We start from the raw sequence: 19,591 nt of genomic DNA on the forward strand, positions 1-19,591 counted from the left end.
ATACTCTGGATATGTGATGTCGCCATTCGCACCCGAGCCGTATCACCGAATCGCTGACCGCCGGATGCACGCCATGTCCAACTTCTCGGACTCGAAATCTTTAGGACCCATCGAGATCCTGGGTGTCATCTTAGCTTGACACCGACAGATGTCAAGTCTGTTTTACAGCGGATCGCTCATTCGAGGAACTTTCGGAGGTAGGTGATGATGAGGGCCATGAGGGCGATGCCGGCGGTGGCGATGAAGGCCACCTTTCCCATATAGAAGAGCATCGAGATGACGGGGCTGAGATTGGGCAGTCCCACGGGTTCGGAGTCGTCCTCGCCGCCCTCCGGCTCCTGGCCGGCGGAGCCGGCATCCGCCGTGGTCGAGGTGCGCGCTTCGGCGGGTTCCAGGCGATAGGGCGCCGTGGCGGCGACGCGGAAGAACCGAACCCCCTGTCCATCCCCATCCTTGCACATGACGACGAATTCGGTATCGACCGCCAGCTGTTCGAGTGTCGCGAATTCCGACGCAAAGGACTCCGCGCCGTCGGCTTCGCCTTCATGCTCCCAGGTGGTGGCCTTATCGGGCCAGGTTCTTTTAGCCGCAAACTTCACGTGCAATTCCTCTCTATTTTAAGATTCGGATCAACGTAAGGAGCCTTGGCGCATCGTCGCGGCGGCGGCCTGGAGACGAGGCCATGGGTGTGGAAGCGCTGAAGCGGTGTTTTGCCCACAAGATTCAGGGGATTGTATTGCTCGCTGCCGGGCTTGTCACGGTATCGCGCGCGGTGCCGTCCTGGCATTCATGCCGACGGCGCCTGAACGGCATCCATCTTTCTTGCAAGCTGAACCGCCAACATCGTCCCATGCGCCTGTCGATCCATTCCAAGGTCTTCCTGACACTGCTGCTCGCCTGCATGGTCGTGCTGGCGGGATCCCATGCCTTCGTCCAGTGGTCGTTTCAGCGTGGACTGGTCGAGTTCGCCGACGCGCGTGAACAGGAGCGTATCGCGCGCGTGATCGAACGGCTGGTCGACATCCATCAGCGCGAAAGCTCGTGGCGGGCGCTGATCGAGGATCGGCGTCTATGGTTCTACGCCCTGAACGGGCGGCATGACCCCTGGCGCGAGCCGCGACCCGAGCGCCCGGAACGCGGGCCGTCCTGGATGCGCGAGGCCGGCTCCGATCCGCGTGCCTGGCCGCCTCAGCGCTGGCTCGATCGGTTGCGCCAGCACGAGCGCCCGGCCCCGCTGGAACTACGGCTGATGTTGCTCGATGCGCAGGGCGACATCCTCTATGGGCGTTCCGAGCTGCTTGTCGACAGCCGTCGTTATCCGGTGGAGGTGGACGGTCGGCGGATCGGCGAGCTGGCGCTACTACCTGGCTCGCCCGTGCCGGAATCGGCCGAGCTGCGCTTTCGCAGCACCCTGGGCGACCGGCTCTGGATCATCGCCCTGGCCATGCTGCTGCTCGCCGCCGCCCTCGCCTATCCGCTCTCCAGTCGGCTGGTGCGTCCGGTACGCGACTTCCAGGACGTGGCACGACGGCTGGCGGCCGGCGATTTCAGCGCGCGTGTGCCTGCGCATGGCGGCGACGAGCTGGCGCGTCTGGGGCAGGACATCAATGCCCTGGCCGCCGCACTGGAGCGCAACGAACAGGCGCGTCGTCGTTGGGCGGCCGACATCTCGCACGAACTGCGCACGCCGATTGCCCTGCTGCGCGCCGAACTGGAAGCGCTCCAGGATGGCGTGCGCCCCTTCGATCGCGCCGCGCTCGATGCCCTGCATGGCGATATCCTGCGTCTCGGGCGCTTGGTCGACGACCTCTACGAGCTGACCACCACCGACATGGGCGCGCTCGGCTATCGTTTCGCCGCCTGCGACGTCTCCGAGATCCTCGGCGCCGACGTCGACGCCTTCGAGCGGGCGTTCCAGGAGGCGGGGCTGACGCTGGAGTTCGACGACGCACTGCACGAACCCATGCTGATCCAGGCCGACGCCCAGCGGCTCTCGCAGCTCTTTCGCAATCTGCTGGGCAACAGCCGTAAATACACGGATCCGGGCGGCGGGCTGTACATTCGATTGTGGCGCGAGGCCGGACGGCTCGTCATCGATTTTCAGGACAGCGCACCCGGTGTGCCGGCTGAAGACTTGTCTCGGCTCTTCGAGCGGCTCTATCGGGTCGAGGGGTCGCGCAGTCGGAATACGGGCGGGGCCGGGCTGGGGCTGGCCATCGCCCGCAACGTCGTCGAGGCGCATGGCGGCACCATCGCGGCAGAGGCCGCGCCTCAGGGCGGCCTGTGGATTCGCGTGACCTTGCCGGTCTCGGGCAAGTCCGCCTGACACCGAGCGGTTTTGACAGGGGCTGACCCTGCGAGGAAATCATTGCATGAGCACGACAGAGACAGCGCACATCCTGATCGTCGAGGACGAGGAACGGCTCGCGCGGCTGGTAGCGGACTATCTGCGAGCGGCCGGACACCGCGTCGAGCATCTGGCCGAGGGCACAGGCGTCGTCGCCTGGGTGCGGCGCGAACGCCCGGATCTGATCCTGCTGGATCTGATGCTGCCCGGAAAGGATGGACTGGACATCTGCCGCGAGATCCGCGCCGAGAGTCAGGTGCCGATCATCATGACCACGGCGCGGGTCGAGGAGATCGACCGGCTGCTCGGACTCGAACTCGGCGCCGACGACTATGTCTGCAAGCCCTACAGTCCGCGCGAGCTGGTGGCGAGGGTCAAGGCGGTGCTCAGGCGCACGCTGGCGCCCGAGCCGCCGGCGGCCGATCCAGGCCCGCTGCATCTGCATCGCGATGAACTGCGGGTGCGCGCGGGTGCCGACGAGATCGAACTGACCGCCGTCGAGTTCGCCCTGCTCGAAACCCTGCACGGTGCGCCTGGACGCATCTTCTCGCGCGATCGGCTCATGGACCGTATCTATCGCGACCACCGGGTCGTCTCGGATCGCACCATCGACAGCCATGTCAAGAAGCTCCGGCGTAAGCTCGCCGAACTGCTGCCCGAGCAGGAACTCATCCACTCCGTCTATGGTGTGGGCTACCGCTACGAGCTGCCCGCCGACAGCGATTAGGAATCGAGCGCGGTACGGTCGAGGATGTGGCGCGCCCAGGTGCTGTGCGTGGCCAGTTCGCACATGGAACCGCCGAACTTGAAGACGGCCTGCTCCGACTCCTCCAGGATGCGCCGCGCGGCCTCCAGATCGTTCGGCGCCACCCGAAAGCTCGCCTCGATCAGCGGCAACTGGCTCGGGTGGATGGCGGTCTTGCCGCAGAGACCGTGGGCGATGTCGTCGCTCAGCTCTTCGTGCAGGATCTCGGGATGGTCGATGTGCTCGAAGACCGGCGCGGTGAGCTGGAAGCCGTAGGGTTTGAAGCAGGTCACGAGCTGGGCGATGGTCTGACCCAGGGGCGTGCGGTAGATGGTGCGGTCGCGCGGACGGCGGATGCCGAGCAGGGACAGCAGATCGTTGCCGCCGATGCGCAGTGCCAGGATGCGCTCGCGATAGCCGCGTTCGAGCAGATGATCACGCAGGGCGATCATGCGCGCCGGCTCGAAGACGTCGCGCGTCTCCAGCGTCGGCATGTACAGATGCGCGGCGTCATCGATGAGCGGCTCCAGATAGCGATCGGCGTTGCTCAGGTCGAACTTGGGCAGCACGAAGCCGTCGAGCTTGTCGATCCCCGGCAGCGCCAGCAGCCAGTCGAGGATCTCGGGATTGCGCACCCGCACGAACCGGAGCAGCGACGGACGCGGCTCCATCGCGTCCAGACAGTCGCGCAGATTGGCCAGCCCGGATTCGAGCGCGCTCGGTGCGACCGCGTCCTCGGTGCAGAAAATGACCGAGCGCAGTTCGGGCCATTTGAGTCCATTGGCGATGCTCAGCACATCGCGATGGGTCACGGGCACATAGAGCGATCCGCCGAGACGATAGGCGTCAAGCATCGATCACCCCCTTGATGAGCGAAACGGCCTGGTAAGGCAGGGTCGGGTCGACCTGCCGGCGTACATTCTTCTCATGCGCCAGCTCCAGGAGATGCGCGACCTCCGGGGCCTCTGGGTCGCGGATGATGACGCGCTCGGGCACGCGACGCAACAGCACGCGCGTGGCCTCGCCGATGCCGGGCTTGATGAAGTTCTCGTTCTGGATTCCGAATGTCACGCGGATGTCGGCGAGCAGCGCCGTCGAGCGGGCGCGCGCCAGACTCGGATCGACCGGCTGGGCGTTTGGTTCATAGCCCTTGGCGAGCAATTCGCGCGCGGCACTGAGCAGCTCTTCGATGAACCACACCGAGCGATCGGCAGACGTGAATTCGTGATAGTAGACGCAGCCGTGGAAGTCGTCCGGGCCGATGTGTTCATTGAGGATGGAACGGCTGACGAGTCCCGACATGGTCGCGTTCAGAATGCTCGATGGGATCAGATAGTCGGTGTCCGATGGGGCGATGCCGACGCCCGCCAGATCGGTGAGCGCATGGAGGTCGGCATCCAGACGCACGCCATGGTCGCGCTCGAAGTCGTCGAGCGCGCGGCGCAGTTCACGCGCAATCACGCCCTTGCCGGTCCAGCCGTCGACGAACACCAGCCCCGCCGGATCGCGCCCGGCCCGATCGAGGATGAAGCGCAGCGCATTGCGATCGATCCCCCGGTCGCGGATGATCGAGATCGAATAGTGCTCAGACGCGCGCCCGAAGATCTCGCGCAGCACATGCTTGAGCGCCACGCCGACCGGTGTTCCGGCGCGCGCCAGCGAGACCAGGGTGATCTCGCCCGGACGCCGCGCCGCGATGATCGCCGCCAGATCGAGCACGCCCTGGGCCATCGGCCTCAGTCCCATGGCCAGCGCGCGCTGGAAGACCTCCAGATAACGCGCCGAGGGCAGCGACTCGCGACTGAGCATCTCGCTGTAGTGACGCCGTCCGCTCTGGATGAGGCGCTCCTTCTCGGCCACGTCGATGGGGTCGATCTCGATCGGCTTGAGCAGGAACTGCACGTCACCCGGACGATAGCTTCCCGAGAAGGGCGCTGAGCCAAGTCTTTCGTTCATGATATGACAGTCGGTGATGTGAGCGCTGGTCGAGCATGAGCCGCCGGTCCGTCCGGCGGTGGCGTGGTGTCTGTCCGAGCGTTGGACTCAGATCAGGACACGCGACAGGGTGGCCTCGAACAACTGCGAGCCGCGCGGTGTGATGGCGTAGTCGCATTCGGCCATGAAGGCCCCATCGATCAGGCTGTCGCCGATGCCGATGGTCAGCAGCTCGCCCCAGTCGCGCCCCAGGTGCGCGATCAGATGCTGCACCGCCCATTCCTTGCCGAGCCAGCGCGGGAGGATCGCCAGATTGTTGCCGTTGCGATGCAGTCGATAGGTCTGGGAGCGCTCGGCGGCCCAGGGAACGACCAGCTCGTCTTGCAGCCGGTCGAGATCAGACGCGCGCTCGTCGCGATACTTGGCGACCAGATAGAAATGCACGCCGAAATCGGTGATGAACCGCGCATGGATCGCCAGACGCTCATGGGCGGCGAAGCTCAGCATCCGATCCAGCAGGGCGTTGAGTTCGTCGAGCGAATCATGCGACTGCGTCTCCATGCGCGCCATCCAGTCGCTGTCGGGTTCGCCGTCCGGGTTCAGGATGACACCGCCATAGTCGATGATGCGCCAGCTCGCGAACGGCAGATCCACCCGGCGCAGGGCGTCGTGATCCCGCGCCGTGGTGGGGATGAGCGTCGACTGGTCGTCCAGCAGTTGCCACAGCGAGCGCTGGCGTGCCGTCATGAACGAATGGGCGCGACCATCGGCCAGATAGGCGGTCGGACGTAACGCTTCTTCGCTCGGACACTTGCGGTGGCTCTGGAACAGGGTGTCGTCCAGATCCAGGAAGACCAGTCGGCGCACGTTCAGGCCAGCTCGAAGTCGGCCGGGTTCAGACCCAGTTCCATGGCCAGCTTGCGGGCGACGCGCTTCTCGTTGTCGTCGAAGTTGCCGTCCGCGCCGCCGATGGCGATGGCCAGACGCACGATCAGACGCGCGCCCTCGTCGTTGCCCTTCATCTTGCGGATGGCCTCATAGGCCTTGGCCTCGCCCAGATCCTTGTCGAACTCGATCTGGGTCATGATGTTCTGGAACGACTCGATGATGTCCTTGCCGGAGAAGACCGACAGCGCTTCGTAGTTCTCGATGAAGCGCATCATCTTCTGCTTCTCGTCGGAGGAGACATGGCCGTCGGCCATGGAGATGAGCACCGAACCGCTGACGGCGGCGTTCAGGAAGTCCTTGTTCTTGAACTTCATGACCTCGGTCTTGAGGTCGGAGGCTTTCTGCTTGAGGTTGTTCAAAAAGTCTTGGAAGGCCATGGTGTGTCACCTGTGATGTCGATGTCGATACGAAAACAGAAAGTCTAAATGCGTCAATCCTTGCTGCCCCGAACCCAATCCAGTCCCCAATGATGGGCCTGATCCATGTCCAGATGACCGCGATGGTAGTCGACCAGCTTGGTGATCTTGACGGCGCCGCCCTGGTTCTCCAGAAGCGCGATGGCGCACATGGGCCGGTCGTTGCGGTGTGAGTCGAGCCGCACCTCGATCTCCGGCTGGCCCGGCGTCTTGAGCGTGATGAGCGCCTCGGCCTCGGCCCAGTTGGGCGCACCCTCGTAGATGAAGGCATAGACCAGCACGCGCTTGATCTGATCCCAATGTTCGCCGTTGATACGCAGATTCTCGCCGCCGGCGCTGGAGCCGGTGCGATCGTCGGCGTCCAGGGCGATATAGGGCGCACGGTAATAGTCGCCGAAGGTGTTGCCCAGCGCCTGAACCGCGCTCTTGTCGCCATTGGCCAGCTCGTAGAGACAACCGACGTCGAGATCGGTGCGGTTGTTGCCCATGAGTCCGCTCAGGAACCCCTTCTTGGCCCCGGAGACCGAACGCCATTTGAGATTGATCAGGATCTCGCCATGCGCGGCGTTGAACTGCTTCTGCAGCGAGACCGAGTTGCCGCGCTTCTCCAGCGTGATCTTGCTGAGATTGACCGGCGACGGCTGAAGCTTGGGCGGCGCGGGCGGCGGCGGGGCGGCCTGGGTCTCGGTCGCCACGGTGCCGCCGAAGTGCGCGACCAGCGCCGCCAGTCCGCCGTTGAAGCCCTGGCCAAGCGCACAGGTACGCCAGACGCCGTCCTTGCGATAGATCTCCAGCAGCATGAGCGCGCGTTCCTCGGCGAAATCCGCGCCGCTGAACTCGAAGCAACCGGCCTCGCTCGTCCCGTCCATGAAGCGCACATGCCCGCGACCGATCCGCGACATGGTTCCCGCGCCGTCGATCGCTACGGTGACGGTCAGGCGCTCGATGCTCGTCGGCAACCGCCCGAGATCGACCGCGAAACCGGCCCTGTCGCCCGCCGGCACCGACAGCGCCACCCCGCCGCAGGGCGAGGTCGGCTGGTTGAAGAAGGTCATGTAGCGCTCATCGGCGAGCCGACCCCCAGCATCCAGCCCGAAACAGGCGAAATCGAGGATCAGGCCGGGCGCGTCGATCGACACGCCCAGCGTGAAGCGCTGACCATTCGGAATCAGATCCGCGATCTTGGCGCGCTGTCCGCGCGAGAGGTTCATCAGACATTGACTCCATGTTGCAACGCCAGCGCACGCAAACCACCGGAATAGCCCTGCCCCACGGCGCGGAACTTCCAGTCGCCGCTATGGCGGTAGATCTCGCCGAAGATCATGGCCGTCTCGGTCGAATAGTCCTCGGACAGATCGAAGCGCACGACCTCTTGATTGTTGTCACGGTTGACGATGCGCACGAAGGCGTTGCTGACCTGACCGAAGTTCTGCCGCCGCGCGTCGGCATCATGGATCGTGACCACGATCACCAGACGCTGCACCTCGGCAGGCACCTTAGACAGCGTGACATGGACCGACTCATCATCGCCCTCGCCCGCACCGGTGCGATTGTCGCCTGTGTGCTCAATGGCCCCCTCGGGCGACTTCGGCTGGTTGTAGAAGATGAAATAGGCATCGCTCGGCACCTTGCCGTCGTCCTTGACCATGAACAGGCTGGCGTCCAGGTCGAAATCCTGCCCATCGGTGGCGCGTGCGTCCCAACCCAGACCCACGAGCACGTTCTCCAGATTGGGCGCTTCCTTGCTCAGGTTGACGTTGCCGCCTTTGTTCAGACTGATGGCCATGGCTTAGCTCCTTTCAGAGTGGTCAGTAGTCGAATCGCGTCCTATTCGGTAGACGCAACGCTATAGGACCGATGACGCGGCCCCAGGTTTTGCAACAGGTCGTCGAGTCCCGCACGCGGGGTTTCGTGACAGACGATGATCCGCGCATAGTCGCCGGGGTCGACATTGTAGAGATAGTTACGGATCCCTTCGCCGTAATTATCCGCGAAGACGCGCCGAGACCCAACATCGGCGCCGAGCAGGATCGGCGAGCGACTGGTGGCCTGGACCGCGACCCTGAAGCCCAGTGCTTCCAGCCCCAGCCCGACGCGGAAAGCGAGATGCATGAACTCGCCGGTACCCAGAACCAGGATCGAATCGCCCGCTTGCAGGCCCTCGGACAGATGCTCCAGATCGGCGTGCGGCACGTGGATCGACTGTTCGATGCCGAACCGGCCCAGATCCTCAGCAAGCTGGTGTGGTGCACGTCGGTTGTCGCCGACGGCGGACGGCGGCTCGTCGGTGGACCAGGACGCGGCCGGCTCGAAGGCGAATTCACCATGCAGCGCGGCCACGCACTCGACCGGCAATCCCAAGCGTGCGGAGAAACGCGCCGCGCTGTCGGCGCCGCCGAACTGAGTGATGGCGACGAAGTGGATGCGCTCGATTTTAGGATTGAGGCGTCGATAGGACTCGACCAGATTGCATAGGGTATTGCCGGTGCTGATCTCGTCGTCGATCAGTACCAGCTCGCGCGCCGACTCGAAGCGCGCTCGTAACTCGGGCCGGGTCGGGGCATAGAGCAACTGGTCGGGCGCGTGACAATGCGCCTCCTGGAAGTCGAGCGCCGTGCGCCCGTCGATCCGGTAGCGGGTCGAATGGATGAAGAGCGCCTCGGTCTCGGGCCGCTGCTCGAGCACCGACTCGAATACGCCCTGCCCCAGCCCGGTCGCGGTCTCGGCCATGGCGACGAACAGACAGGGGCCGGCGCCCAGGTCGAGCCGGCCGGCCAGATGGGCATGGATCTCAAGCATCCGCGTCGGCGTGACCGGCCAATGCTTGCCGAGCACCTTGCTCAGGAACAGAAAGCCGCGCTTGCGATTGTGACGCGCGGCGAATCCGCACAACTCATCCAACTCGAAGGCCGACTCATGGACCCGCACGCGCAACGTGCCCGTGTCCAGTCTGACCGCGCGCTCGGTCAGATCGACGACATCCTTCTTGGTCACGCGGCGACCTCATGGCGTTCGTACTGTGCGACCTCCAGGACCGTCATTTCGGGCGCCAGCCTTGGAGCGTCCTGATAGTCCTGATCGGTGAACCCCCGGATCAGGCCACACAGCGCCAGATAGGGCAGATTGAGTCCGGCCGCGCCCGTGTAGCCGATACCGCCGGCGAAACGCGGGTTGACCTCCAGCAGACGCGGGCCATGAGGCCCCTCGCGAAACTGGACGTTGAAGAGTCCGGTCAGACCAAAGCGCTCGGTCAGTTCGGACGCCGCCTGGGTCAGGTCAGGTCGCGCGACGATCTGCTGACCATAGGCGCCGCCTGCGGCCTTGCGCCGTTGGGTCAGGGCGATCAGGCGCCGGCCATCGCCGACGGCATCCAGGCTGTATTCATCGCCCGCGAGATATTCCATCAGCAGCCAGGTCTCATCGGGCGGGGTGCGCGCGAGAAGCTGGCGCAGACAGCCGAGCTGGATACTGTAGAGCCCATCATGCGCCAGACCATCGAGTCCCGCGTGTCCCTCCCGGATGACGCGAAAGCCGGTGCCGTTCACCCCCTTGGCCGGCTTGATGCACAGCACCTCATGGGTGAAGCGCAGTCGCTCGTAGGCCGACTCGAACTCCGCCGCCGTGCGAAAGGGGATGGTCTCGGGCGTGGGGATGTGGAACCGGCTCGCTTCGAGCGAGAAGCGTGCCTTGTCGTGCAAACGCTCCAGAGACTCGGGTGCGGCCACCGACAGCAGTTGCACACCGATGGCGGCGAAGCGCTCGCGCTGCTCGGCCAGCAGCCGCGCCTCCTTGCCAGGCCAGAGCACGTCGATGTGGCGCTCGCGGCAGAAATCCACACAGAAGTCGACATAGTCCGCACCGCTCAGCCCGGCCGGCTCCAGGGCGTGCTCGTGCGCCGGCACGAAGCCCGGAAAGCTCGGCTCGGGGTGGGTGCAGACCAGATGGAACTCGCCCGCCGCGTCGCCCCGACGGATGAGGTCGAGGACGGCGCGGACGTTCGAGAAAGTGCGGTTGAACCAGACGCGGGTCATACGCCTCCTTCGAGCGGGGTCACTCATCACGCCAACGCCTCGACGTCCCGGTCGCGCATACCGAGCAGATAGAGGATGGCGTCGAGTCCGACCGTGGCGATGGCGTGGCGCGCCTGTTCGGTGACGATGGGCTTGGCGTGGAAGGCAATACCGAGTCCGGCGATGGCCAGCATCGGCAGGTCATTGGCGCCGTCGCCGACCGCGATCACCTGCTCCAACCGGATACCCTCGCGCGCGGCGATCTCGCGCAACAGTTCGGCCTTGCGCGCGCCGTCGACGATCTCGCCGCTGACCTCCCCTGTGAGCTTGCCGTCTCTGAATTCGAGCCGGTTGGCGTGAACGTAGTCGATGCCGAATCGCCGTTGCAGATGCTCGGCGAAATAGGTGAAGCCGCCGGAGAGGATCGCGACCTTGTAACCGAGCCGCTTGAGCGTGGCGATGAGCCGGTCGGCGCCCTCGGTGATCGGCAGACGCTCGGCGATTCCGGCCAGTACGGATTCGTCCAGTCCCTTGAGCAACGCCATGCGTCGGCGAAAACTCTCCTTGAAGTCCAACTCGCCGCGCATCGCTGCCTCGGTGATGGCCGCGACCTCGGCGCCCACGCCCGCCGCCGCCGCCAGCTCGTCGATGACCTCGGTTTGGATGAGGGTCGAATCCATGTCGAAGCACACCAGCCGCCGGTTGCGGCGGAAGATGTCGTCCTCCTGGACCGAGATGTCGACGTCCAGCACCCGCCCGAGCGCCAGCAGGGCGCCATGCAGCTCGGTCAGGTCGGGCACGGCGCCGCGCACCGAGAGCTCCACCGAGGCCAGCGCCGCCGGCAGACGCTCGCGCCGCGAGATGCGCCCGGTCAGACGCGCGATGCGGTCGACGTTCAGACCGCGCTCGGCGACCACGGCCGAGACACGGGCGATGTGCTCGGCCTCGATCTCGCGTCCGACCAGGGTCAGGATATGGCGCGGCTGGCCCTGCTCGTGCACCCAGCCTTCGTAGTCATCGGCCGCGATCGGCGTAAAACGGATGTCGAGCCCCAGGGTATGGGCGCTGAACAGCAGTTCCTTGAACACCCCGCAGTCACTCCCCGTCCGGGGCAGCTCGACCATCAGACCCAGCGCCAGAGCGTTGTGGATGGTCGACTGGCCGATGTCGAGGATCGGCACATCATAGCGAGCAAGGATGGCGGTCAGGGCCGCTGTGATGCCGGGACGATCCTCACCGGTGACGTTGATCAGGACGATTTCGCTCATCGCACGGTTTACCAAGGCCGCGATGGATAGATACCGCGCAACGCAATGCAGTAGCGTACTCCAAGATAGGGATCGCGGATGGAAACGGGCTGATTGCCGCCACTCTGCGCGACCGAAACCTGGGAGGCCATGACGCTCGCACCGTCGCTATCCTTGGCGCCATGAGAGTTCAGCGCCGTCTCGATCACGACATCGGTGGCGGAGACTGTTGCGGTCGTGCCGGGCAACTGGCTTGAGGTGAGGATCACCGTTTCGGCGCCTCCCATCTGCCCTTGGTCGATACGGTTGAGTCCCGGCCCCTGGCCGATATGCACCGGCGCGCGGCTGCGAAGATCGGGAAGGGCGAACATTGCAGTACAGTCGCCGCCGTAGGTACAGCCAAGCAGCGAAAAGAGGGCTTCGTTGCCCCTGATGTTCAGTCGTTGTCCATTAGCCTCTGCATAGCCATCGGGACAGTAGGTTGATGCAAGAATGCAGACCGACCCAATGTAGGCATCGCTGTAACTATCGGGACAAGCCAGCAGCGGCGGCGCGGCCAGTGCCCCGGCCAGTGCCAGAGCGAGTGTCTTTGCAGTCAGCCTAGACATGACGAGTCTCCGAGTCAGTATGAATGAGGGCAGGAACACCGATCCGAGCCTGGATCGCTTCGACTCGCCATTCTTCGTCGCGCGGTCATGGCTTGTCAAACCGCCGACACTGGCGCTTTCCGATTCGATGGTGGCGCGCTAGGATGCGTTTTGCACAGTCAAGACCCATCACTTCGGGAGACATCGATGACGATCAGTAGAACCATTGCCGGCCTTGTGTGCGGCTCACTTCTCATCCTGAATTCGGCTCAAACAGTCGGCGCCCAAGGCGCGACTGTCGATTGGAGCGGCGCCTATGTGGGCGCGCATCTCGGGCCGATGTGGGGAAGCGCCGATTACAGCGAGCGCCACGAGCCTGTCTACGCCCGCGATGCCGACATCGATGGATTCAACGGCGGCTTGCTTGCCGGCTACAACCTTCAGACAGGCGATCTGGTCTATGGCATCGAGGTCGATCTGGGCTTCGCCGATGTCAGCGCCAAGGCTGATCGCGGTGCGCTGCATAACAATTATTCAGCCTTCAAACTCGACTTCAACAGCCATGCGCGCCTGCGTTTCGGTCTGGCCTCGGACCGGATGCTGTTCTATGTCGCCGGCGGTCTGGCCATGGCCAACTTGACCGTGAACGATGTCGACCCCGGCTGGGGTGAGGACGAATCGAGCCATGTCGGCTGGACACTGGGCGCCGGCGTCGAGCGTGTCGTCATGGATCGGCTGTCACTGCGACTCGAATATCTCTACGACAACTATGGCAGCCAGGATTACCGACTGCGCGGCGATGGCTCCTACGACGGCGAGGTCGACCTCTCGGCACATACGATGCGAGCGGCTATTTCTTATCGATTCTGATATCGAGGGCGCATTCCCCATGTTCAAACACGCCGGAAAGACCCTTCTCGCCACGCTCCTGGGCTTGACGCCCGCGATGCCGGCACTGGCTTGCAGTAGCGAGTCCTACATCGGCTCAGTCTGTATCGTCGCCTTCGGGTTCTGCCCTCAGGGGTATGCCGAGGCGAACGGACAGCTACTGCCGATCTCGCAAAATACCGCCCTGTTCTCTCTCCTCGGCAACTACTATGGCGGCGATGGCCGCAGTAATTTTGCGCTACCCGATCTGCGCGGACGCACGCCAGTGCATGTCGGTCAGGGGCCGGGACTGGCGAATTGGATCGAACTCGCCAGCCAGGGAGGCGCGGAAACGGTGACTCTCACCCCAAGCCAATTACCCGGCACGACGACCTCCGTCACGGCGACCGATGTCGTGATCGACATGGCACAGGATCCCCACGGCGCCAAGGATGGCGGAAGCGCCGCGAGCGTTACGGCCTCACGTGTCTCAGTGGCACTGACCGGCGCGAATCAGCCGGTCTCCATCCGCGATCCCTATCTTGGGATGCGTTACTGCATCGCGTTGCAGGGCTATTATCCACCACGCCCCTGAGATCGTCTCAAGCCTGCCAAACCGGGGAGGTTACTCCCCGGCGATCGTCATGCGGTCGATCAGCCAGGAGCCGGTGCGGGTGCTGCCCGGAAAGTCGCAGTCGTTGCCGACCGCCACCAGTCCGGCGAACATCTGCTTGAGATTGCCGGCGATGGTGATCTCCTCGACCGGATACTGGATCTCGCCGTTCTCGACCCAGAAGCCGGAGGCGCCGCGCGAGTAGTCGCCCGTGACCGGGTTGACGCCGTGGCCCATGAGTTCAGTGACCATCAGGCCCGTACCCATCTCGCGCAGGAGTGCGGCGCGGTCCAGCTCACCCATCTCGATGGTGAGATTGCGCACCCCGCCGGCATTGCCCGTGGTCGGCATCCCGAGCCGGCAGCCCGAATAGGTGTCGAGCACATAGGTCTGGAGCACGCCGTCGCGCACCAGATCCTTGGCGCGCGTGGCCACACCGTCGCCGTCGTAGGGCGCGCTGGACAGGCCGCGCAACAGATGCGGCTGCTCGTGGATGCGCACGAACTCGGGGAAGATGCGCTTACCGAGATGATCGAGCAGGAAGCTGGAGCGCCGGTAGAGGCTGGCGCCATTGATGGCCGAGACCAGACTGCGCAAGAGTCCGGTCGCCACCTCGGCACGGAACAGCACAGGCGCTTCACGGGTACCGAGCCGACGCGCACCGAGACGCGCCACGGTCCGTTCGGCCGCCCGTTCGCCGACCGAGCGCGCCGAGTCCAGATCAGTGGCGGCGCGCGCGGTGGTCCACCAGTAATCGCGCTGCATCAGCTCCCCATCCTGACCGATGACGGCGCAGTTGAGACTGTGGCGCGTGGTCGGATAGCCGCCGAGGAAGCCGTGACTGTTGCCGGCGACATGGATGCCGAGATGGGTCGAGAGGCTCGCGCCTTCGGAATTGACGATGCGCGGATCATGGGTGCGTGCGGCGTCCTCGCAGGCGATGGCCAGTTCGATCGCCTGCTCGACCTCGATCGCCCAGGGATGGCAGAGATCCAGATCCGGGATCTCGGTGGCCATGAGTTCGGGCGGGGCCAGATGGGCGCAGGGGTCGTCCTGGGTGTGCTGGGCGATGGCGCGCGCGGCGCTGACGGCATCACGCACGGCGGTCGGGCTGAGATCCGAGGTGCTGGCCGAGCCCTTGCGGTGGCCGAAATAGAGCGTGACGCCCAGACCATTGTCGCGCGTATGTTCGACCGTCTCGACCTCGCCGAGCCGCACCGCGACCTCCAGCCCGGCGCTGCCGCCGACCGAAGCCTCGGCGGCGCTCGCGCCCTGGCGTTTGGCCTCTTTCAGCAGGTCTTCGATGATCTGTTGCAGCCGGGCCAGACGCTCGGCGGTGTCCTCTGTGGTCAGAATGGGCATGATACGGTCTGTGTCTCGGCTGGGATTCGGATCAGCGGGGTAGCGTCGTCGGTGGTCGCTGGGACATGATAGCAGTTCGATTCGGAAAATCCGTATCCGGTTCGGGCATCCCATGGTTGGCCTGACGATCCCGTCGAACAGGCGATGCCGGTCCCGTTTCGATCTGAGGAGATCCATGATGAAACTGTCGGATTCGATCGCTCGATGCATCCGGACGCCGGTCCGGAACGCGGTTTGGCGGACGGCCCTGGCGCGGTCCGGTATCCTGGCGGCACTGGGGTTGACCTTGGCCCAGGCTCAGGCAGAGGTCGTCGCGCCCTGCGCGGATGCCTGCCGCTTCGAGGTCGGCGTGTCCGAGTCGCGCTGCCGACTCTGGGAGGCGTCCGGCGGCGGCTGGATCTCGAACCTGGACGATGGCGCCGGCCAATTGCACAACCGGGCACGCCATCACACCGCCTGGCTGAACCGCTGGATGATGCCCGCCGGCGGGGTCATGGCGGCCGAATTCACCGACGAGACACTGAGCGCGATCCGCTCCTATGGCGGACGGCGTGATTCGCCGATCTGGACCGGCAGCTATCTGGCCGCCGAGGCCCTGCGCTTCATGACCACGGGCGCGCCCGACGCCGAGCGCGCCCTGCGCGAGACGGTCGCGACCCTGCACCGCTGGTGGGCCATCTCGGGCGATCGCGGCTATCTGGCCCGCTACGCCGCGCCCGCCGACAGCCCCGAGCCGATCCTGGCGCTGTTGAGTGCCGACGACCCGGAGGTGCATCGGGACGTGCTCTACGAGAACCGGCTCTGGCACTGGCGCGGCAACATCAGCCGCGACCAGTACCAGGGACTCATGCTCGGCTATTCCCTCGCCTACGAGGCGACCCGCAGTCCGGCACTGCGCGAGACCATCCGGGCCGATGTGGTGCGCTTCGTCGAGCAGCTCATGGAGAGCGAGAACCAGCCGGTGCGCGCGCGCGTCCAGGGCACGACCGTCAGTCAGGACATCCGCATCCCCTATGCCGTCTTCAGCCGCGCCGACGCGCCGGGTGGGATACCGACCCTGACGCTGCGGCTCACCCCCTTCGACGCCGCCGGCGAGGGGGTGCTGTTCTTCTCGCCGAACACGGCCGATCTGATCCGTCAACTACCGAGCTTCGGCGCCTTCCCGGACCAGTATCAGCCGACCCAGGCGATTCAGCTCGGCGCCATCTTCCGCGTGGCGCTCCAGGTCACGGAGGGCGTGCCCGAATATGCCGAGCGCCGGCGTGTCATCGCCGAGCACTACGCGCGTCAGGCCGACAGCTGGCTCGGCATCGCCGAGCGCTGGCGCAACACCAACCGTTGCGACTCGGGCTATTTCGGGCTGAACATCGGGTTCATGCCGCTCTACAACTGGACACGGCTGGAGACGGATCAGGCACGCAAGGAACGTTTGCAACGCGCCGTGCTGCGCGACGCACTCTGGGCCGAGGTCGCCGACCACAAGAACGTCTTCTTCGCCTTCATCTATGCCGCACTGGCGCCGACGGAAGACGAAGTCCAGCCCGTGATCGACGCCCATGTGGAACAACTGGCACGCTTCAGCGCCGCGCCCAACCTGTCGCGCCCGATCGATCTGCGCGGCCGCTACCCGGAGAATCCACGCTGCCCCGGAATCTCGGCCGAGGCCGTGAACGTCGACGAGCGACCGGCGGCATCCTTCACCTGGGAACGCCATCCCTGGAAGCTCCAGGAGGCCGGGACGCCCAACATGACCTATGGCGGAGTCGACTATCTGCTCGCCTACTGGATGGGACGTCATCACGGCTTCATCGCCGACGACGCGCCTGAGACCTGTCTGCTCTGGAAACGCTGATCGGGCCGTGATCCTTTTGCGATCCAGTGCACGAAATACAGACGCGGACTTGCGTTACATTGACGCTCCGTCGACCGAGTGAGTGAGGAACCATGTCCGTCATTCTCAATGCTTTGATCCATACCGTCACACGCGCGCGCTGGCACAACTTCATGGGACGCTGCCGCAACCTGGAGCAGACCCAGCGTCGCCTGTTGGAAGAGCGTCTGGAGCGCAACGCCGACACGGTCTTCGGGCGCGAGCATGATTTCGCGCGTCTGAAGTCGCCCGCCGACTATGCGCGCGCCCTGCCCGTCTCCAGTTGGGAGACGGTCGACCCCTATGTCGATCGTCTCATCGCCGGCGAAACCCATGTCCTGACCGCCGGTCCGCCGCCCTCCATGTTCAACAAGACCAGCGGCACCACCGGCAAGCCCAAGCTGATCCCGGTGACGCCCGAGAGCAAGCAGGGCAACGCGCTCAACCAGAAGGTCTGGGCCTTCGCCGCCGTCGGCGCCCATCCGCGCTTTCTGGCCGGCAAGGTGTTTCCGATCGTCAACAAGGCGGTCGAGGGCTACACGCCGCACACCAACATCCCCTATGGCGCGGTCTCCGGGCTGATGGTGCGCGACGCCCATCCGCTGGCGCGCGCCAAATACGCCTATCCCTATGACGCCATCGAGATCGAGGACTTCAACGCACGCCGCTATGCGATGATGCGCTGCGCCGTCCCCGAGTCGGTCAGCTTCATCCCGGCCTCCAATCCCAATGCCCTGCTCAAGCTGTTCGAGAGCGCCGATGAGCACAAGGCCGACCTCCTGCGCGACATCCACGACGGCACGCTCTCGGCAAACCACGACATCCCGGGGCCGATCCGCGAGGCGCTGAGCCGCCGCTTCAAGCCCAATCCGGGCCGGGCGCGCGAACTGGAGCGGCTGGCCGAGCGCGCCGGACGGCTCCAGCCGCGCGACTACTGGCCGGATCTCAAGCTCATCGGCTGCTGGAAGGGCGGCACCGTGGGTCAGTTCGCCCGGCATCTGCACGACTGGTGCTCGCCGCAACTCAAACTGCGCGACACCGGCTACATGGCCAGCGAGGCGCATATCACCATCCCGATCAGCGACGAGGGCAACAGCGGTCTGCTGACCATCCACACCAACTATTTCGAGTTCATCCCGGAGGAGGAATTCGGACGCCCGGACGCGCGCGTGCTCATGGCCCACGAGCTGGAGGTCGGCGTGCCCTATCAGATCCTGCTGACCACGGCCGGCGGGCTCTATCGCTATTCGATCAACGACGTCATCGAGGTGACGGGGTTCTACCAGGGCGCCCCCCTGGTGAGCTTCCTGCGCAAGGGGCGCGACGTGATGAATCTTCAGGGCGAGAAGGTCAGCGCCAATCAGATCCTGATCGCCGTCCAGGGCGCCTGTGCCGAGACCGGCGTGACGCCCATGCATTTCATGGTCGTGGGCGAGTCGGCGACCTCGCGCTATCACCTGCACATCGAACCGGCCGGCGAGACGCCGGAGCAGAGCGTGATGCACCGTCTGCTCGCGAGCTTCGACGCCCGTCTGTGCGAGATCAACCATGTCTTCAAGCGCTATCAGGAACTCGATATGCTCAAACCCACGGCCCTGTCGCTGATGGAGCGCGGCTGGCTCGGCGCCATCGTCGACCACCAGGTCGCCTCCGGGATGCGCGACACCCAGTTCAAACCCGTGGTCCTGGGTTCGGAACTCCCGCCCGGCGGTCGCCTCCTCTATACCATCGACATCCGGGAGGGCGCGCCCGCATGACGGTCGAACGAGCCCGACGCCCCAAGGTCGCCGTGGTGCTCTCCAGCGGCGGCATCAAGCCGCTGGCGGCCATCCCGCTGTTCGAGTTCCTCGACGAGGCGCAGATTCCGGTCGACCTGCTGGTCGGCTGTAGCGGCGGCAGCATCATGAGCGCCATGCGCGGCTGCGGCTATGACTCCGATCACATCCGCGAACTCATCGGTCGCGTGGCACAGCGCGGACTCTTTTCCTCGATCGACCTGCGCGCCGTGCTCGGCATGGGGCGTCTGCCCTTCGGGCGCTTCGACATGCGCACGGGGCTGGTGCGCCCGGCCAAGCTCAAGCGCGCGCTCCAGGAGATGTTCGGGGATCGGCGGGTCGAGGATCTCCAGCCCAAGACCGTGATCCAGGCCACCGACATCCGGACCGGCGACGGCGTGGTCATTGAGCAGGGGTTGTTGACCGACGTGGTCTATGCCTCCAGCGCGGTCTTTCCGATGCTGCCGCCGCTGGAACTGAACGGTCGGCTGCTCGCCGACGGCTACTACACCTCGTCGCTGCCGGTGATGGAGGCGGTCAAGCGCGGCATGGACGTCATCATCGCCGTGATCTTCCACGATCCGATCGACAATCAGCCCAACGACTACATCGCCTGCCTGTCCAACTATTACACCATCCAGGGTGATGCCATCACGCGCTTCCAACTGGCGCTCTCGATCGAGCTGCACCACCACGAGATCATCATCATCAAGGTGCCCTTCGACCGGCCGATCAACATGTGGGACGTGCACCACATCCCCTACATCATCGACACCGGGCGAGCGGTGGTCGAGCAGCGCCGGGAGGAGATCCTGGAGGCTATCGGGTCGTTCTCCCGGCCGCCGGCGACGGTCACGAACGGATGAGCT

Annotated in this window: 19 protein-coding genes; 7 read left to right on the forward strand and 12 right to left on the reverse strand. The window is 65.0% G+C overall.

Features of this window, described 5'->3' with window-relative positions; genetic code table 11:
• Positions 1–176: 176 nt before the first annotated feature.
• The gene (locus tag HW932_RS11415) at positions 177–599 is read right to left on the reverse strand and encodes a hypothetical protein (protein ID WP_176976621.1); all 423 of its coding nucleotides are present in this window, start codon (positions 597–599) and stop codon (positions 177–179) included.
• Positions 600–850: 251 nt separating this feature from the next.
• On the opposite strand from HW932_RS11415, the gene HW932_RS11420 reads away from it, so the two are divergent.
• Together HW932_RS11420 and HW932_RS11425 are read left to right on the forward strand one after the other, a co-directional pair.
• On the forward strand, positions 851–2,326 hold the full coding sequence (locus HW932_RS11420) for an ATP-binding protein (protein ID WP_176976622.1): 1,476 nt from the start codon (positions 851–853) through the stop codon (positions 2,324–2,326).
• 46 nt (positions 2,327–2,372) lie between these two features.
• The gene (locus HW932_RS11425) at positions 2,373–3,074 is read left to right on the forward strand and encodes a response regulator (RefSeq protein ID WP_176976623.1); all 702 of its coding nucleotides are present in this window, start codon (positions 2,373–2,375) and stop codon (positions 3,072–3,074) included.
• On the opposite strand, the gene HW932_RS11430 is transcribed toward HW932_RS11425, so the two are convergent.
• The 10 genes from HW932_RS11430 to HW932_RS11475 all read right to left on the reverse strand — a co-directional run bounded on the left by HW932_RS11430 (position 3,071) and on the right by HW932_RS11475 (position 12,256).
• Positions 3,071–3,946 carry an HpcH/HpaI aldolase/citrate lyase family protein gene (locus HW932_RS11430; RefSeq protein ID WP_176976624.1) on the reverse strand — a complete coding sequence of 292 codons (876 nt, stop codon included), beginning with the start codon at positions 3,944–3,946 and terminating at the stop codon, positions 3,071–3,073. The two genes, HW932_RS11425 and HW932_RS11430, sit on opposite strands and share 4 nt — an antisense overlap.
• Complete coding sequence (locus tag HW932_RS11435; RefSeq protein WP_176976625.1) at positions 3,939–5,048, reverse strand: cysteine protease StiP family protein; 1,110 nt, start codon at positions 5,046–5,048, stop codon at positions 3,939–3,941. The genes HW932_RS11430 and HW932_RS11435 overlap by 8 nt, the downstream gene beginning before the upstream one ends.
• Before the next feature lie 87 nt (positions 5,049–5,135).
• Positions 5,136–5,894, reverse strand: coding sequence for an HAD family hydrolase (locus HW932_RS11440; RefSeq protein ID WP_176976626.1), 759 nt, complete (start codon positions 5,892–5,894; stop codon positions 5,136–5,138).
• A 2-nt stretch (positions 5,895–5,896) separates the two neighbouring features.
• The gene (locus HW932_RS11445; RefSeq protein ID WP_176976627.1) at positions 5,897–6,352 is read right to left on the reverse strand and encodes a tellurite resistance TerB family protein; all 456 of its coding nucleotides are present in this window, start codon (positions 6,350–6,352) and stop codon (positions 5,897–5,899) included.
• A gap of 53 nt (positions 6,353–6,405) precedes the next feature.
• Positions 6,406–7,602, reverse strand: coding sequence for a TerD family protein (locus HW932_RS11450; RefSeq protein WP_176976628.1), 1,197 nt, complete (start codon positions 7,600–7,602; stop codon positions 6,406–6,408).
• Entirely contained in the window at positions 7,602–8,177 is a 576-nt protein-coding gene (locus tag HW932_RS11455) for a TerD family protein (RefSeq protein ID WP_176976629.1), read from the reverse strand. The genes HW932_RS11450 and HW932_RS11455 overlap by 1 nt, the downstream gene beginning before the upstream one ends.
• A gap of 41 nt (positions 8,178–8,218) precedes the next feature.
• Positions 8,219–9,385 (reverse strand): phosphoribosyltransferase domain-containing protein, encoded by a 1,167-nt coding sequence (locus HW932_RS11460; protein WP_343047342.1) that lies wholly within the window; start codon positions 9,383–9,385, stop codon positions 8,219–8,221.
• The gene (locus HW932_RS11465) at positions 9,382–10,422 is read right to left on the reverse strand and encodes an ATP-grasp domain-containing protein (protein WP_176976630.1); all 1,041 of its coding nucleotides are present in this window, start codon (positions 10,420–10,422) and stop codon (positions 9,382–9,384) included. Before HW932_RS11465 ends, HW932_RS11460 begins: the two co-directional genes overlap by 4 nt.
• Positions 10,423–10,448: 26 nt before the next feature.
• Entirely contained in the window at positions 10,449–11,669 is a 1,221-nt protein-coding gene (serB, locus tag HW932_RS11470) for a phosphoserine phosphatase SerB (RefSeq protein ID WP_176976631.1), read from the reverse strand.
• Positions 11,670–11,677: 8 nt separating this feature from the next.
• Complete coding sequence (locus tag HW932_RS11475) at positions 11,678–12,256, reverse strand: phage tail protein (protein WP_176976632.1); 579 nt, start codon at positions 12,254–12,256, stop codon at positions 11,678–11,680.
• Between the two features lie 186 nt (positions 12,257–12,442).
• On the opposite strand from HW932_RS11475, the gene HW932_RS11480 reads away from it, so the two are divergent.
• Both HW932_RS11480 and HW932_RS11485 read left to right on the forward strand, forming a co-directional pair.
• Positions 12,443–13,105: an outer membrane protein gene (locus HW932_RS11480; RefSeq protein ID WP_176976633.1), complete on the forward strand. Its 663-nt coding sequence runs from the start codon at positions 12,443–12,445 to the stop codon at positions 13,103–13,105.
• Positions 13,106–13,124: 19 nt separating this feature from the next.
• Positions 13,125–13,697 carry a phage tail protein gene (locus HW932_RS11485; RefSeq protein WP_222932333.1) on the forward strand — a complete coding sequence of 191 codons (573 nt, stop codon included), beginning with the start codon at positions 13,125–13,127 and terminating at the stop codon, positions 13,695–13,697.
• 30 nt (positions 13,698–13,727) lie between these two features.
• Here HW932_RS11485 and pmbA read toward each other — a convergent pair whose 3' ends face one another.
• A complete protein-coding gene (pmbA, locus tag HW932_RS11490) occupies positions 13,728–15,077 on the reverse strand; it encodes a metalloprotease PmbA (protein WP_176976634.1) in 1,350 nt (449 codons plus the stop codon).
• Between the two features lie 178 nt (positions 15,078–15,255).
• On the opposite strand from pmbA, the gene HW932_RS11495 reads away from it, so the two are divergent.
• The 3 genes from HW932_RS11495 to HW932_RS11505 all read left to right on the forward strand — a co-directional run bounded on the left by HW932_RS11495 (position 15,256) and on the right by HW932_RS11505 (position 19,588).
• A complete protein-coding gene (locus tag HW932_RS11495; RefSeq protein ID WP_176976635.1) occupies positions 15,256–16,929 on the forward strand; it encodes a hypothetical protein in 1,674 nt (557 codons plus the stop codon).
• Between the two features lie 92 nt (positions 16,930–17,021).
• The gene (locus HW932_RS11500; protein WP_176976636.1) at positions 17,022–18,704 is read left to right on the forward strand and encodes a GH3 auxin-responsive promoter family protein; all 1,683 of its coding nucleotides are present in this window, start codon (positions 17,022–17,024) and stop codon (positions 18,702–18,704) included.
• The gene (locus HW932_RS11505) at positions 18,701–19,588 is read left to right on the forward strand and encodes a patatin-like phospholipase family protein (RefSeq protein WP_176976637.1); all 888 of its coding nucleotides are present in this window, start codon (positions 18,701–18,703) and stop codon (positions 19,586–19,588) included. Before HW932_RS11500 ends, HW932_RS11505 begins: the two co-directional genes overlap by 4 nt.
• Positions 19,589–19,591: the final 3 nt, after the last annotated feature.

The organism is Allochromatium humboldtianum, assembly GCF_013385175.1.
In the GTDB taxonomy this organism is placed as follows: domain Bacteria; phylum Pseudomonadota; class Gammaproteobacteria; order Chromatiales; family Chromatiaceae; genus Thermochromatium; species Thermochromatium humboldtianum.

Excerpts from the sequence above, each read along its gene's own strand:
- HW932_RS11420 (WP_176976622.1), top strand. The coding sequence starts at position 851 with ATGCGCCTGTCGATCCATTCCAAGGTCTTCCTGACACTGCTGCTCGCC.
- HW932_RS11425 (WP_176976623.1), top strand. The coding sequence starts at position 2,373 with ATGAGCACGACAGAGACAGCGCACATCCTGATCGTCGAGGACGAGGAA.
- HW932_RS11430 (WP_176976624.1), bottom strand. The coding sequence starts at position 3,946 with ATGCTTGACGCCTATCGTCTCGGCGGATCGCTCTATGTGCCCGTGACC.
- HW932_RS11435 (WP_176976625.1), bottom strand. The coding sequence starts at position 5,048 with ATGAACGAAAGACTTGGCTCAGCGCCCTTCTCGGGAAGCTATCGTCCG.
- HW932_RS11445 (WP_176976627.1), bottom strand. The coding sequence starts at position 6,352 with ATGGCCTTCCAAGACTTTTTGAACAACCTCAAGCAGAAAGCCTCCGAC.
- HW932_RS11450 (WP_176976628.1), bottom strand. The coding sequence starts at position 7,602 with ATGAACCTCTCGCGCGGACAGCGCGCCAAGATCGCGGATCTGATTCCG.
- HW932_RS11455 (WP_176976629.1), bottom strand. The coding sequence starts at position 8,177 with ATGGCCATCAGTCTGAACAAAGGCGGCAACGTCAACCTGAGCAAGGAA.
- HW932_RS11465 (WP_176976630.1), bottom strand. The coding sequence starts at position 10,422 with ATGACCCGCGTCTGGTTCAACCGCACTTTCTCGAACGTCCGCGCCGTC.
- serB (WP_176976631.1), bottom strand. The coding sequence starts at position 11,669 with ATGAGCGAAATCGTCCTGATCAACGTCACCGGTGAGGATCGTCCCGGC.
- HW932_RS11475 (WP_176976632.1), bottom strand. The coding sequence starts at position 12,256 with ATGTCTAGGCTGACTGCAAAGACACTCGCTCTGGCACTGGCCGGGGCA.
- HW932_RS11480 (WP_176976633.1), top strand. The coding sequence starts at position 12,443 with ATGACGATCAGTAGAACCATTGCCGGCCTTGTGTGCGGCTCACTTCTC.
- HW932_RS11485 (WP_222932333.1), top strand. The coding sequence starts at position 13,125 with ATGTTCAAACACGCCGGAAAGACCCTTCTCGCCACGCTCCTGGGCTTG.
- pmbA (WP_176976634.1), bottom strand. The coding sequence starts at position 15,077 with ATGCCCATTCTGACCACAGAGGACACCGCCGAGCGTCTGGCCCGGCTG.
- HW932_RS11495 (WP_176976635.1), top strand. The coding sequence starts at position 15,256 with ATGAAACTGTCGGATTCGATCGCTCGATGCATCCGGACGCCGGTCCGG.
- HW932_RS11500 (WP_176976636.1), top strand. The coding sequence starts at position 17,022 with ATGTCCGTCATTCTCAATGCTTTGATCCATACCGTCACACGCGCGCGC.
- HW932_RS11505 (WP_176976637.1), top strand. The coding sequence starts at position 18,701 with ATGACGGTCGAACGAGCCCGACGCCCCAAGGTCGCCGTGGTGCTCTCC.